The organism is Brucella anthropi ATCC 49188 (assembly GCF_000017405.1).
In the GTDB taxonomy this organism is placed as follows: Bacteria; Pseudomonadota; Alphaproteobacteria; order Rhizobiales; family Rhizobiaceae; genus Brucella; species Brucella anthropi.
In genome coordinates, this window is sequence record NC_009667.1 from 867,013 (window position 1) to 880,027 (window position 13,015).

The following is a 13,015-nucleotide window of genomic DNA, read 5'->3' on the forward strand; positions in this document are numbered from 1 at the left end:
CCGGATAACCGGCCCTTTTTCATATCTAAGTACTTGTTTCGTCGCATTATCCTACGCAAAACCGCTTCGCACTTTTGCTGGAAATGCTCTAGATTTTTCTCAGCGCAACTTCCTCGATCAGGTGATCGCTGCCCTTGCGCAAGATCAGATCGGCGCGCGGGCGCGTCGGCAGGATATTATCCTTGAGATTCTTCAGGTTGATATTGTTCCACAGTCCTTCGCCAATCGAACGCGCCGCATCTTCCGAAAGCTGCGAATAGCGATGGAAGAAGGATTCCGGATTGACGAAAGCAGTCTCCCGCAGCCGCATGAAGCGGTCGATATACCATTTGTGGATCAGCTGCGATTCCGCATCGATATAGATCGAGAAGTCGAAGAAATCGGAGACGAAGGGCACCATCTTGCCGTCTTCCGGCAGATCGCGCACCTGCAGCACATTGATGCCTTCAAAGATCAGAATATCCGGCTTGTCGACGATCTGATATTCGCCCGGCAAGACGTCGTAGCTCAGATGCGAATAGAGCGGCGCACGCACCTGGCTCATGCCTGCCTTGATCGCTGACAGAAAGCGCAAGACCGCACCGACATCGTAGCTTTCGGGAAAACCCTTGCGCTCCATCATGTTCTGCTCGCGCAGGACCGCATTGGGGTAGAGAAAACCGTCGGTCGTCACGAGATCGACCTTCGGGCTCGATGGCCAGCGTGCCAGAAGCTCTTTCAGGATACGCGCAGTCGTGGATTTCCCAACCGCAACCGAACCGGCAATGCCGATGATGAACGGCGTCTTGAACGACTCTTCCATGTTGAGGAACTGCTTGCGCTGCTCGAACAGAAGCTGGCTTGCCTCCACATGCGCCGACAGCAATCGCGACAGCGACAGATAGATGCGCCGTACCTCGTCGAGATCGATGGGGTCGCCCAGCGAGCGCAGTCGCTTGACCTCGTCATACGTCAAAGTGAGCGGCGTGTCGGCGCGAAATCCCGCCCATTCCTCAGCCGAAAAGAAACGGTAAGGCGAGTAACGCGACGGCGTTAGCTGGTCCACTTTTTCCCACATATTGTCGCTGCTCTCCCTCAACGCCAATTCTGCACTAGCAGCTTTCAATTCGCTTTGCATTTATGCTTTCGGACGACCGGCCTTTTCCTCAAGGCCAGTCTGCGCCGTGCGACGCTGCAATTCTGCAAGAACCTCATTGAGCGGCACATCCGCAATCTTGAGAACCACCAGCAGATGATAAAGTAAATCAGCGCTTTCGGTGACCACGTCCGCGCGGTTGCCCTCAACGGCGGCAATGACCGTTTCCACGGCTTCTTCACCGAGCTTTTTCGCGGCCCGTGTCTGTCCCTTGGCAACAAGGCTTGCAGTATAAGACGAGCCGTCCGTCATGCCGGCACGCTCCGCGACGATGCGTTCAAGGTCGGAAAGTGTGAACTCAGTCATCGGACTTCCTTAAATCTTACTCTTTAACGGACCGGATCGAGCCGCATCGGGATGCCAGCCTCGGCCATATAGCGCTTGGCCTCGCCAATCGTATAGGTGCCGAAGTGGAAGATGGATGCTGCGAGAACTGCCGTCGCGTGACCGTCACGAATGCCCGCAACCATGTGATCCAGATTGCCGACACCACCCGAAGCTATTACCGGAACGCGCACGCTGTCAGCCACGGCTCGCGTCAGTGCCACATCGTAACCGGCCTTGGTTCCGTCGCGATCCATCGAGGTCAGCAGGATTTCACCAGCGCCGAGGCTCACCACCTTCTGCGCAAACTCCACCGCGTCGATGCCGGTTGTCTGGCGACCGCCATGGGTGAAGATTTCCCAGCGGTCGGCTTCGCCTTCGCCCGAAACCTTCTTGGCGTCGATGGCAACCACGATGCACTGGTCACCGAATTTGTCAGCAGCTTCGGCGACAAATTCCGGGTTCTTCACCGCAGCCGTATTGATCGAGACCTTGTCGGCACCGGCCAGAAGCAGCTTGCGAATGTCAGAAACCTGACGCACGCCACCACCAACGGTCAGCGGCATGAAGCACTGTTCCGCTGTACGGGCGATAACATCGAAAATTGTCTCGCGATTGTCCGAAGACGCCGTGATGTCGAGGAAGCACAGTTCGTCTGCGCCCGCCGCATCATAGGCGCGGGCAGCTTCCACCGGATCACCCGCATCGATCAGATCGACAAAGTTCACGCCCTTGACGACGCGTCCGTCCTTCACATCGAGGCACGGTATCACTCTCGCTTTCAAAGTCATGCTGCGGCCCTCAACAGGGATAATGCTTCTGCCGGATCGATGCGGCCATCGTAAAGCGCGCGACCGGAAATCGCGCCTTCCAGCTTGCGGGCATCAGGAGCGGCAAGACGTTTGATGTCATCCATCGAGGCGAGGCCGCCCGATGCGATCACCGGGATGGAAACGCTATCTGCCAGGCCGAGCGTCGAATCCCAGTTGATGCCAGCCAGAACGCCGTCGCGGTCGATGTCGGTATAGATGATGGCGGCAACGCCTGCGCCTTCAAACTTTTTCGCGAGTTCGATCACGCCCAGTTCAGACGCTTCTGCCCAGCCTTCAACTGCGACATAGCCGCCCTTGGCATCGATGCCGACAGCAACCTGACCCGGAAATGCCTTGCAGGCCTCTATCACCAATGCCGGATCGCGCACGGCGACCGTACCAAGAATGACGCGGCGCAATCCCTTGGAAAGCCAGTTCTCGATATGCTGGAGCGTGCGGATACCGCCCCCGAGCTGCACCGGATTTTTCGTGGCTTTGAGGATCGCTTCCACAGCCTTGCCGTTGACGCTTTCGCCAGCAAAGGCACCGTTGAGATCAACCACATGCAGCCATTCAAAGCCCTGATCCTCAAAGGCTTTGGCCTGTGCAGCCGGGTCTTCATTATAGACGGTGGCCTGATCCATGTCGCCGAGCTTCAGGCGCACGCATTGACCGTCTTTCAAATCGATGGCGGGAAAAAGGATCATAATGTCAGGGCTTCCATTTCAGGAAATTGGCAATGAGCGAAAGGCCGAGCAGCTGGCTCTTTTCAGGATGGAACTGGGTTCCCACCATATTGTCGCGGCCAACCGTTGCAGTGACATCGCCGCCATATTCAGTAACGGCCAGCACGTCAGCCTTGTTCTTCGCATCGAACATATAGGAATGCACGAAATAGGCGTGCAAGCCGTTCTCGCCGGTCTCGATACCTTCGAAGACCGGGTGAGAATGTTTCACGTGAATCCTGTTCCAGCCGATCTGCGGAATTTTCAGCGAAGGATCGGACGGTGTCATTTCACGCACATCGCCCGCAATCCAGCCAAGACCCTTGGTCACTTCCTTTTCAAGGCCGCGCTCCGACATGAGCTGCATGCCGACGCAAATGCCAAGGAAGGGGTGCGCCTTCTTCAGAACCACATCTTCCAGTGCTTCCACCATGCCCGGAACGGCATGGAGGCCGCGACGGCAATCGGCATAGGCACCGACGCCCGGAAGCACGATACGGTCAGCCGTCGCCACGCGATCGGCATCCGCCGTCAGTTCTATTTCTGCCGCGATACCGCTCTCATGCGCCGCGCGCTCAAAAGCCTTGGTGGCCGAGCGCAGATTGCCGGAGCCGTAATCGATGATTGCAACACGCATTTTCAGTTTTCTCCGCGATGGCCGACAAACCCGATCGTCGAGCCAAATGAGGAATAGGTGGGACGAGGGGGCTGCTGTGCCCATTCCGGAGCAGGCTTGTCCGCAAGAGAGGTTGCTGGCCGGGCCGCATCTTCGAGGCTGTAGAAATAGCGGATCTCTGCTTCTTCCAGATCGGAGGCATCAATGACCGCTTTTTCGACAAAACCCTGACGCCTGAGCTTGGCGATCTTCCAGTTGACGCCTTCCAGCGCCACAAACAGCGATACCAGCAGGGTCAGAAGCGGAACCGCATCGGCGATGCCGAAGTAAGCTCCGGCAAGTCCGAGCAGGATTGTGATGCCCAGAACAGCAAAAGCTTCGAACCACAGACGCTGGATCAGAAGCCAGACGAAGGGCAAGACCAGCGCCAGTACATGGAATCCGTCGCGCACGAAGACGGCCTTTTCAGCGCTTTTTTCAGTCGCAATTTCGGACGGAAAACCGGTGTCCACTTTTCCTGAAATTGCTTTACTATCGCTCGGTTCCAGAACGACATATTGCGCCATGACCTGTCCTTCCGTTCGGGACCTATCCCTTTAACGAACCCTTGGTGGAGGGAATTGCATCCTTCTGGCGCGGATCGGTTTCGAGCGCCGTGCGCAGAACCCTGGCCACCGCCTTGAAGATCGATTCCGCAATATGGTGGTTGTTGGCACCATAATGATTGTTGATGTGGAGCGTGATGCCTGCATTCATCGCGAAAGCCTGGAAGAATTCGCGCACCAGCTCGGTATCGAACGTGCCGATCTTGGATGTCGTGAAATTGACGTTCCAGACCAGAAAGGCGCGCCCGGATACATCGACGGCAGCGCCGGTCAGCGTATCGTCCATGGCCAGGTCCATCGAGGCATAGCGCACGATACCGCGGCGCTCGCCCAATGCTTTGGCAATGGCCTGACCGAGCGCAATGCCGGTGTCCTCGACCGTGTGGTGATCGTCGATATGCAGGTCGCCCTTGGCCATGACGCGCATATCGATGAGCGAATGTCGGGAAAGCTGCTCCAGCATGTGATCGAAGAAGCCGACACCGGTGGTGATGTCGAACTTGCCAACGCCGTCCAGATCGACGGAAACGGCAATGCTCGTTTCCTTGGTCGAGCGCTCGATGCTTGCCTTGCGGGTGCTTTCTGCAGTCATAAGCTTTCCTCATTCAATAGCTTGGAGGCGTTCTAGAACAGCTTGCCCAGTTTGCCAATTCCTTTTGCCGGTTTGGCAAGCTGCAATTCGGCATTTGCAATTCGTCCGTACGTTCTTAAATATTCTCATCGAAGCACGATTCATCCGCCAATGGCTGACGGAGCCTGTTTCTCCAATAGATGAAGGGGCACCTGCAATTGCCTTCCGGGATTGCATGTGCCGCCAAAGGAGCATCCATGATCGAACATCATCCCACGACAATTTACGGCACGACCATCGTCACCGTTCGCAAGGGTAACAAGGTCGTTATCGCGGGCGACGGACAGGTTTCGCTCGGCAATACCGTCATGAAGGGCAATGCGCGAAAGGTTCGCCGCATCGGCAAGGGCAATGTGATTGCCGGTTTCGCCGGAGCCACCGCCGACGCCTTCACCCTTCTGGAACGCCTCGAAGCGAAGCTGGAACAATATCCCGACCAGCTCATGCGTGCTTCGGTCGAACTCGCCAAGGATTGGCGCACCGACCGCTATCTGCGCAAGCTGGAAGCCATGATGCTGGTTGCCGACAGCAAGGTGACGCTGGCGCTGACCGGTACCGGCGATGTGCTTGAACCCGAACATGGCGTGATGGCCATCGGTTCGGGCGGCAATTATGCGCTGGCCGCTGCCCGCGCGCTGGTCGATACGGACAAGTCAGCCGAAGAAATCGCCCGCAAGGCGATGGATATCGCCGCCGATATCTGCATCTACACCAACCACAATATCATCGTGGAAAGCCTGGACGCAGAATGAGTTCGCTCGCGCAGGCCTCAAAACCGAGTGCGCAACGCTGGGGCCTGGGCGCCCTGATCGTTCTCGCCATACTCGCAGTGCAAGCCTCCTGGCTTTACTTCGACGGGCGGATCGCCATGTGCGAATGCGGGACCATAAAATTATGGTCGGGTTCGCTGATGACCGAAAATTCGCAGCATATATCCGACTGGTATACGCTGTCGCATATCATCCATGGCTTTCTGTTCTACTGGCTGTTCACGGTCATCGCACCCAAAGCCCCGCTCGGCTTGAGACTTGCAGCTGCGGTCGGCATCGAAGCCGTATGGGAACTGGTCGAGAATTCGAACTTCATCATCGAACGCTATCGCGCCAATACGTCCTCGGTGGACTATTTCGGCGACAGCATCGTGAATTCGGTTGCCGACACGGTTGCCGCCCTGATCGGCTTTCTGATCGCAGCCAAACTGCCAACGAAAATAACCGTCGCCATCGCGCTGTTCTTTGAAGTTCTGGCGCTGATCGTCATTCGCGACAATCTTACGCTCAACGTGATCATGCTGCTGCATCCGTTCGAGTTCATCAAGCAGTGGCAAAGTGGGTTATAATTATGAGTAATTTCTCTCCCCGTGAAATCGTCTCCGAACTCGACCGCTTCATCATCGGCCAGAACGACGCCAAGCGCGCGGTCGCTATCGCCCTTCGCAATCGCTGGCGCCGCCAGCAGCTCGAAGGCCAGATGCGCGAAGAGGTGATGCCGAAAAACATCCTGATGATCGGACCGACCGGCGTCGGCAAGACGGAAATTTCCCGCCGCCTCGCAAAGCTGGCCGGTGCGCCTTTCGTCAAGGTGGAAGCGACCAAGTTCACCGAAGTCGGCTATGTCGGCCGTGACGTCGAGCAGATCGTCCGCGATCTCGTCGAAGTTGCCATCACGCTCGTCCGTGAAAAGCGTCGCGACGATGTGAAGGCCAAGGCGCATCTCAATGCGGAAGAACGCGTGCTGGATGCGCTGGTCGGCAAGACCGCCAGCCCCGCCACGCGTGACAGCTTCCGCAAGAAGCTGCGCAATGGCGAAATGGACGACAAGGAAATAGAAATCGAGGTCGCCGACACCGGTTCCGGCCCAAGCTTTGAAATTCCGGGCATGCCGGGCGCCAATATTGGTGTCATGAACCTGTCCGACATGCTGGGCAAGGCCATGGGCGGGCGCACCAAGACGCGCAAGACCACGGTGAAGGATTCCTATCCGATCCTGATCAACGATGAATCCGACAAGCTTCTGGATCAGGACCAGATCGTTCAGGAAGCGCTTCGCGTCACCGAAGACGAAGGCATTGTGTTCATCGACGAGATCGACAAGATCGCATCGCGGGAAGGCGGTATGGGTGCCGGTGTGTCGCGCGAAGGCGTGCAGCGCGATCTGCTGCCGCTGGTCGAAGGCACGACCGTTGCGACCAAATACGGGCCGGTGAAGACCGACCACGTGCTGTTCATCGCATCCGGTGCGTTTCACGTATCCAAGCCGTCCGATCTTCTGCCGGAACTGCAGGGCCGTCTGCCGATCCGTGTCGAGCTTAATGCGCTGACACGCGAAGATTTCCGCCGCATCCTGACGGAGACCGAGGCAAGTCTGATCAAGCAGTATATCGCACTGATGGAAACGGAAGAGGTGAAGCTGGAGATCACCGATGACGCCATCGACGCTCTGGCCGATATCGCTGTCGATCTCAATGCGACGGTTGAAAACATCGGTGCGCGCCGGTTGCAGACGGTGATGGAACGTGTTCTCGATGAAATTTCATACACCGCGCCCGACAAGACAGGCGCAACTTTCGTCATCGACGCGGCCTATGTAAAGGACAAGATCGGCAGCCTTGCCAAGAACACCGATCTGTCGCGCTTCATCTTGTAAAAGTGGCCATAAAGCCACGGCGCGAGTTCACTTTCGCAAATACTGCAAAAACCCCTCGACTTGCATCGGGGGGTTTTTTATTTTCCCCGCAACTTTTACCGAATATTCATCATATCAGGACCGTTTCCACACAATGATCAGAATAATGGGCGCAAAGCCGCGACGCATTTTTGTTGGATTTGTCCTGGCCCTCAGCCTTGCCAGCCAGAGCGCCTATGCAGCGACGGTCGTGCCTCCGGGCAATCGCAGTGCAGAACAGCCGCCAATTCCTGGCGCATCCGCCAAGCGCACGCGTGAGCTGAGCACCACGTACGAGAAGAAGTATCAGAAGATCTACAATCTCCTGAAAAAGGATGCCTCGCTGCGTTCCAAGATCCGCTCGACGGCAGCCGCCTATGGCATCGATCCTATTCATATTGTCGGCGCCATCGTCGGCGAGCATACCTATAATGTCGACGTCTATGACCGGCTGCAGACCTATTACGTCAAGGCCATGTCCTATGTGAACCAGGGCGTGAGCTTCGGCTACAATGGCGAAAGCATCGGCCAGTTCATCAAGCGGCCGGAATTTGCCGACTGCCTGAAACATAAGGACAGCTATTCGCTATGGTCCTGCCGCGAGAATGTCTGGAATAAGAACTTCCGCGGCAAATCTGTCGGCGGCAACGCCTATCCCAACAATCGTTTCAGCGCGGTCTTCTTCCAGCCCTTCTATGCCGGGCAGACATTCGGCCTCGGTCAGATCAATCCGCTGACGGCATTGCAGATGTCCGACATGGTGAACCGTGTTTCCGGTCTGCCCAAGCTCAACGCAGAAGACGGCAATGTCGTCTACAAGACGATCATGGACCCCGATCTGACGCTGCCCTACATTGCGGCGACGCTGAAACAGTCGATCAACTCCTACCGCCAGATCGCCGACTTCGACATTTCGAAGAATCCCGGCCTGACCGCCACGCTCTATAATACGGGCGGCGCCGAAGCACGCGCACGAGCGCTTGCCAACGAAAACGCCAAGCGAAAGGCGGACGGTCAGGAACCTTTGCTACCGCAGGAAAACTACTATGGATGGCTGGTCAATTCGAAGCTTGATGAGCTGAAAGCGCTTTTCTAGTGGATTTTTCGAATTTGACGTTTGAAACGGGATCAGAAATCAGTCCACTGGACTGATTTCCCTGCGTAGGCGTTTCACACTTTTCGGGATGCGCTTTAATCAACTTGAACAGGCTTGATACCGCGGCGGCGCTTTCGCGCCGCCTCTATTTCCTCGCTCAGATGCCTGATCGTCTCGCGGTCGATGATGCGGATATTGCGCGCCAGAAGATTGGCGAGTTCTGTTGCCTGCGGCGACAGGCCCGACGTATCGATCACCACGCGCGGATGCGACACGGCGGCGAGGTTCTGCAACTCTTCCGCTTCGTCCCAGATGATATTGAAATAGGTGATGATGCGCTGAAGCAGGTCCCAGGTCGGCTGGCCGCGCCGGCCATGTTCCAGCGCTGACAGATAGGCCGGTGAAACGCGAAGCGCTGCCGCCATATCCTTCTGCGTCACACCGCGTTCTTCCCGCAACTCGCGCAAGCGTATTCCAAATGGCGTCATCGCGGTCTGCTCCCCCCGGGCAATACGGTTTGCTGTGCCATGGTTTGCGTCTGGCGGCGAAGCCTTACATAGAGGGCGCCATGCCCGCCATGATGACGCGCCGCATCCTCATAGGCACTCACCAGAAGCCGGAACAGCGGTGTGGAAAACCAGTGCGGCACCGCCTGTCGCAAAATCCCTTCGCTGCCGAATGAACGGCCTTTGCCGGTAATAACCATGACGTGACGCAGGCCACGTGCATGTGCGCTGACCAGAAATCCGTAGAGCAGGCCGTGCGCCTCTCCCTGCGTGAGACCGTGCAGATCGATGCGGGCTTCAATATCGACACGACCTTTGGCGATCTTTCGATGCGTCGGCTTGTCGAGTGATTGAATCTGCATTTCGCTGAGCGCCGACAAGCCCTTCTTCGGTTTGCTCGCTTCCACCGCAGGCTGAACCTTCGCCTTGGCAGGGCGCTTTTCTTCTTCCGCCATCAGGGATTTGAAATCGGGAAGTTCGTCCTCACTCGCCTTTGGCTTTATCAGCGGCTTTGCGGTCTTCGCGACCGTTTCCCACAGGATGCGGTCTTCGGGCCGCAGATAATCGTTTTCCGGCTTGTCGGTGTCACGCGCCATCCCGTTCAAGCCTCCAGAAGCCTGCGCGGCACCAGCGCATAAAAGTCAGCATCGTCCTTTACACCACCTGCGATCTCGCCTGCCGTGTCGCCAGAGCCCGCGAACAGATCGCCGCGGGCAGGGCCGACAATGGCCGTTCCCGTATCCTGCGCGATCATCAGGCGTGCAAAGGGTTCGCCGTCAAAGACCGCGACATTGGGTGCGCTGACATGGATCGGCGTCCCGAATGTGTGAAGCAATTTATCGACAGCAAGCGAACGCCCGGCGGTCAGCGGGACTTTTGCAGCCGCAATAGGTCCGGCATCCGGGTCGTCCACAGAAGCTTCCCGGAAGAAAATGTAGGATCGGTTTTGCCAGATAAGATCGTCAGCCTTATCCGGATGCTCGGCCAGCCAGCGTCGGATCGACTGCATGGAAATTTCTGAAGCCGGAATTTCGCCATTGGCAACCAGAATGCGGCCGATGCCTGTAAACGGATGGCCGGATTTGGCTGCATATGTAATGCGCAGCAACCCGCCATCGCGCAGTTTCAGGCGTGCTGCACCTTGCACATGCGCGAAAAAGGCATCGACTCGGTCGGCGACAAAAGCGATTTCCAACCCACGCCCGGAAAGACTTCCCTGCTCGATTGTCTGGCGGTCGTCATATTCGGCAAGGCCGTTTTCCGTCCGGCGCGCAAAGGCAAAGGACGGATCAAGTACGATTGGACGGCTTTCATCTGTCACTTTCACGAGGTCATCGGGCTCGCGCAGGAAGGGCACCTTGAACCGGGTGTCGGCCTCAAGGGAGGCTTCGATCTCCGGTTCATAGAATGCTGTCACAAAGCCTTTGCCCTGATCGGGAACGATCCGGCAGGGGATGAAATTCTGTTCGAAGAAAGCGCGCGCTTCTTCGACACCCGGATTGTCGAGGCTGCGTGCAGCTGCAAAGATCGGCTCCAGCACTTCGAAACAGATGCCGAGACTGCCGCTTTTGTAAGTCTGGTGGGCCGCATAGTCGGCAGAACGGCGAAACGCAGCGAATGCCGCGGACTGATCGTCCCGGTTCCAGCCCGGACAATCGGAAAAAGCCACCGGGCGCAAAATTCTCGCCAAGTCGTTCATCGCCGCATCCGTCTAGCTATGCACAAACAAAAAGGCCGCCGAGGTGGATCAGCGGCCCGATTCACACGTTTTCTCTTAATCTTCCGCTTCGGTCGCGACAAGCTTCCAGTTCGGATCACGTGATCGTGTATCACGGGCAAAGGTCCAGAGATCCTTGATCTCGAGCACGTTTTCCGGATCGCCGTCGATCAGCTTGCCGTCCTTGTCAAAGGTGGATGAAATCATCTGGCTGACGATATTGACCGTTACGTGCGCTTCCGACCCCTTCATCTCAGCACCGGCGATTTCCGCCTTGTCGATCCCGACAAAGGACGAACGCACGCTTTCGCCACGGGTTTCGCGGTCGTCGATAGCTGAAACAAAGCCCTCGAAGACATCCTTGGAAAGCAGATTTTTCAGAACCTTGCGATCGCCATCGGCAAAGGACATCACAATCATTTCATAGGCGATCTTCACGCCTTCCACGAAACCGGCCGGATCGAACGAAGGATCGGCAGCGTAAATCGCGCGCATGCCATCATTGACCGGCGTGCCGACCGGAGCGGCCTTGTCGATGGCGGTGAAATCTTTTTCGCCCGGACGACGTGGCAGAGAGACGACATTATCCGTCTCACCGCTTGCCGGTGCAGCATCGGCACTGCGGGCTGATGTGTAAGGATCGAAGGGCGGTTTTTCACTTCCGGTACGACGGCCAAGAACATTCCTCAGCTGGAGAAAGATGATCACCGCTGCGATGAAGAAGAATATCGTGCCAAAATCAAAAAATTCCATGCCGCCTGCCGCTGATTGAAGGATCAGGCATTTCGCCTTTCCTTATCCCTAGTTTGTATCTCATACATATAGATCGGCTTACGTCATCATTCAAATCCCGATCATGCATACCTATTTGATATTGCATGACAGACAGTTTCAATTTCGTTCCGAACCTGAAAAAGTTACAATTCAGGTTAAATTGAAACGCTGAAACCAAACAACAAAGGTCGTAACTTACGTGTCCTCCTCTCTCGCCCCTCTCGTCATGCTGGCGATGCCTTTCATCGAAATTGCCGGTTTCGTCATTATCGGCAGCAAGATCGGCGTTTTCGCGACTTTGGGCCTCGTTATTCTGAGCGCAATGCTGGGTTTCTTTCTGCTGCGCGTGCAGGGCATCGGGCTTTTGCAGCGTATCCGTACCGAAACGGCTGCCGGACGCGTGCCGGATCGCGAAATGGTGCATGGCGCCATGCTGGTTCTGGCAGCGATCCTGCTGATCGTGCCCGGCTTTGTCAGCAGCACCATCGGCATTCTGCTGTTCATTCCGTTCATCCGTGATTTCATGTGGGAAAAATTCATGCGCGGCCGCATGGTCGTTGCGACATCCGCGCGCTATTCGGACGGCTACGGGCAACAGCGTCCCGGTTCAAATCCACGTCAGGACCATGTCATCGATCTCGATCCAGAGGATTATACCACCAGGCCGAATGAAAACTCGCCTTGGAAAGACGACCGTAAAGATCAATGAATACGCAAATACTAACCTAAAAAGCCTTTCTTGCCTCATGCCCGCGCACATGCTAGCCAAACATTCCGACCTTTCGGGGCAGTCTGCGTAGACTGCGCTGGAAGCGCAAAAATTTTAATCACCGATAGAAGGCATACCGATAATGAGCGATAAGGCCGCGGGCGAAGTAAAGAACGGCAATGGCGCGACGGCCGAGCCGTCCCTCAACATTCTGGCGCAGTATGTGAAGGACCTGTCCTTCGAAAGCCCGGGCGCGCCGCTGTCGCTGCGTCCGCGCGAGAAGGCACCGTCCATCAACATCAACGTGAACGTAAACGCCAATCCGCTTTCCGAAACGGATTTCGACGTTGTGCTGACGCTGGAAGCCAAGGCTGTTGACGGCAAGGACGTCCTTTTCAACACCGAGCTCGTCTATGGCGGCGTGTTCCGCATTCAGGGCATCCCGCAGGAGCACATGCTTCCGCTTCTGTTCATCGAATGCCCGCGTCTTCTGTTCCCGTTCGCGCGCCAGATCATTGCCGACGCAACGCGCAACGGTGGCTACCCGCCGCTGATGATCGACCCGATCGATTTCGCGCAGATGTTCCAGCAGCGGATGGCCGAAGAACAGGCCAAGTCCGCTGTAAAGAGCTGATCGTTTCAAACAATGATCGCAGAAAAGCCCCGGATCATCCGGGGCTTTTTCATATCCACGTCCAAGA

At 56.6% G+C, this 13,015-nt stretch carries 17 protein-coding genes; 6 read left to right on the plus strand and 11 right to left on the minus strand.

The genetic code is table 11. The annotated features are described in order from the left end of the window. Positions 1–88: 88 nt before the first annotated feature. From coaA to hisB, 7 genes are read right to left on the minus strand one after another with little or no spacing between them, the layout of a single operon-like run. Positions 89–1,057 carry a type I pantothenate kinase gene (gene coaA, locus OANT_RS04300; RefSeq protein ID WP_010657674.1) on the minus strand — a complete coding sequence of 323 codons (969 nt, stop codon included), beginning with the start codon at positions 1,055–1,057 and terminating at the stop codon, positions 89–91. 60 nt (positions 1,058–1,117) lie between these two features. Next, complete coding sequence (locus OANT_RS04305; RefSeq protein ID WP_012091056.1) at positions 1,118–1,441, minus strand: phosphoribosyl-ATP diphosphatase; 324 nt, start codon at positions 1,439–1,441, stop codon at positions 1,118–1,120. Between the two features lie 23 nt (positions 1,442–1,464). Beyond that, entirely contained in the window at positions 1,465–2,250 is a 786-nt protein-coding gene (gene hisF, locus OANT_RS04310) for an imidazole glycerol phosphate synthase subunit HisF (RefSeq protein ID WP_012091057.1), read from the minus strand. Further along, positions 2,247–2,978 carry a 1-(5-phosphoribosyl)-5-[(5-phosphoribosylamino)methylideneamino]imidazole-4-carboxamide isomerase gene (gene hisA / locus OANT_RS04315; RefSeq protein ID WP_012091058.1) on the minus strand — a complete coding sequence of 244 codons (732 nt, stop codon included), beginning with the start codon at positions 2,976–2,978 and terminating at the stop codon, positions 2,247–2,249. The genes hisF and hisA overlap by 4 nt, the downstream gene beginning before the upstream one ends. 4 nt (positions 2,979–2,982) lie before the next feature. After that, on the minus strand, positions 2,983–3,633 hold the full coding sequence (hisH, locus tag OANT_RS04320) for an imidazole glycerol phosphate synthase subunit HisH (protein WP_012091059.1): 651 nt from the start codon (positions 3,631–3,633) through the stop codon (positions 2,983–2,985). A 2-nt stretch (positions 3,634–3,635) separates the two neighbouring features. Beyond that, on the minus strand, positions 3,636–4,178 hold the full coding sequence (locus tag OANT_RS04325; RefSeq protein WP_012091060.1) for a DUF2628 domain-containing protein: 543 nt from the start codon (positions 4,176–4,178) through the stop codon (positions 3,636–3,638). A 22-nt stretch (positions 4,179–4,200) separates the two neighbouring features. Continuing rightward, positions 4,201–4,809 (minus strand): imidazoleglycerol-phosphate dehydratase HisB, encoded by a 609-nt coding sequence (hisB, locus tag OANT_RS04330; RefSeq protein ID WP_012091061.1) that lies wholly within the window; start codon positions 4,807–4,809, stop codon positions 4,201–4,203. 236 nt (positions 4,810–5,045) lie between these two features. Here hisB and hslV point away from each other — a divergent pair, with 236 nt between their 5' ends. The 4 genes from hslV (at position 5,046) to OANT_RS04350 (ending at position 8,608) form a co-directional block, all read left to right on the plus strand. After that, a complete protein-coding gene (hslV, locus tag OANT_RS04335) occupies positions 5,046–5,600 on the plus strand; it encodes an ATP-dependent protease subunit HslV (RefSeq protein ID WP_010657667.1) in 555 nt (184 codons plus the stop codon). Next, complete coding sequence (locus OANT_RS04340; protein ID WP_010657666.1) at positions 5,597–6,187, plus strand: DUF2585 domain-containing protein; 591 nt, start codon at positions 5,597–5,599, stop codon at positions 6,185–6,187. The genes hslV and OANT_RS04340 overlap by 4 nt, the downstream gene beginning before the upstream one ends. A gap of 2 nt (positions 6,188–6,189) precedes the next feature. Next, on the plus strand, positions 6,190–7,494 hold the full coding sequence (gene hslU, locus OANT_RS04345; RefSeq protein WP_010657665.1) for an ATP-dependent protease ATPase subunit HslU: 1,305 nt from the start codon (positions 6,190–6,192) through the stop codon (positions 7,492–7,494). A 133-nt stretch (positions 7,495–7,627) separates the two neighbouring features. After that, complete coding sequence (locus OANT_RS04350; RefSeq protein ID WP_012091062.1) at positions 7,628–8,608, plus strand: DUF1402 family protein; 981 nt, start codon at positions 7,628–7,630, stop codon at positions 8,606–8,608. A 95-nt stretch (positions 8,609–8,703) separates the two neighbouring features. On the opposite strand, the gene OANT_RS04355 is transcribed toward OANT_RS04350, so the two are convergent. The 4 genes from OANT_RS04355 to OANT_RS04370 all read right to left on the minus strand — a co-directional run bounded on the left by OANT_RS04355 (position 8,704) and on the right by OANT_RS04370 (position 11,584). After that, positions 8,704–9,096 (minus strand): helix-turn-helix transcriptional regulator, encoded by a 393-nt coding sequence (locus tag OANT_RS04355; RefSeq protein ID WP_010657663.1) that lies wholly within the window; start codon positions 9,094–9,096, stop codon positions 8,704–8,706. Beyond that, complete coding sequence (locus tag OANT_RS04360; RefSeq protein ID WP_012091063.1) at positions 9,093–9,710, minus strand: Smr/MutS family protein; 618 nt, start codon at positions 9,708–9,710, stop codon at positions 9,093–9,095. Before OANT_RS04360 ends, OANT_RS04355 begins: the two co-directional genes overlap by 4 nt. Positions 9,711–9,715: 5 nt before the next feature. Continuing rightward, positions 9,716–10,813, minus strand: coding sequence for a murein transglycosylase A (gene mltA / locus OANT_RS04365; RefSeq protein ID WP_012091064.1), 1,098 nt, complete (start codon positions 10,811–10,813; stop codon positions 9,716–9,718). A gap of 75 nt (positions 10,814–10,888) precedes the next feature. Next, positions 10,889–11,584 carry a Tim44/TimA family putative adaptor protein gene (locus OANT_RS04370; RefSeq protein ID WP_010657660.1) on the minus strand — a complete coding sequence of 232 codons (696 nt, stop codon included), beginning with the start codon at positions 11,582–11,584 and terminating at the stop codon, positions 10,889–10,891. 220 nt (positions 11,585–11,804) lie between these two features. Between OANT_RS04370 and OANT_RS04375 the strand changes: the two genes are divergently transcribed. After that, on the plus strand, positions 11,805–12,314 hold the full coding sequence (locus OANT_RS04375; protein ID WP_010657659.1) for an FxsA family protein: 510 nt from the start codon (positions 11,805–11,807) through the stop codon (positions 12,312–12,314). A gap of 142 nt (positions 12,315–12,456) precedes the next feature. Beyond that, positions 12,457–12,948 (plus strand): protein-export chaperone SecB, encoded by a 492-nt coding sequence (gene secB, locus OANT_RS04380; RefSeq protein WP_010657658.1) that lies wholly within the window; start codon positions 12,457–12,459, stop codon positions 12,946–12,948. Positions 12,949–13,015: the final 67 nt, after the last annotated feature.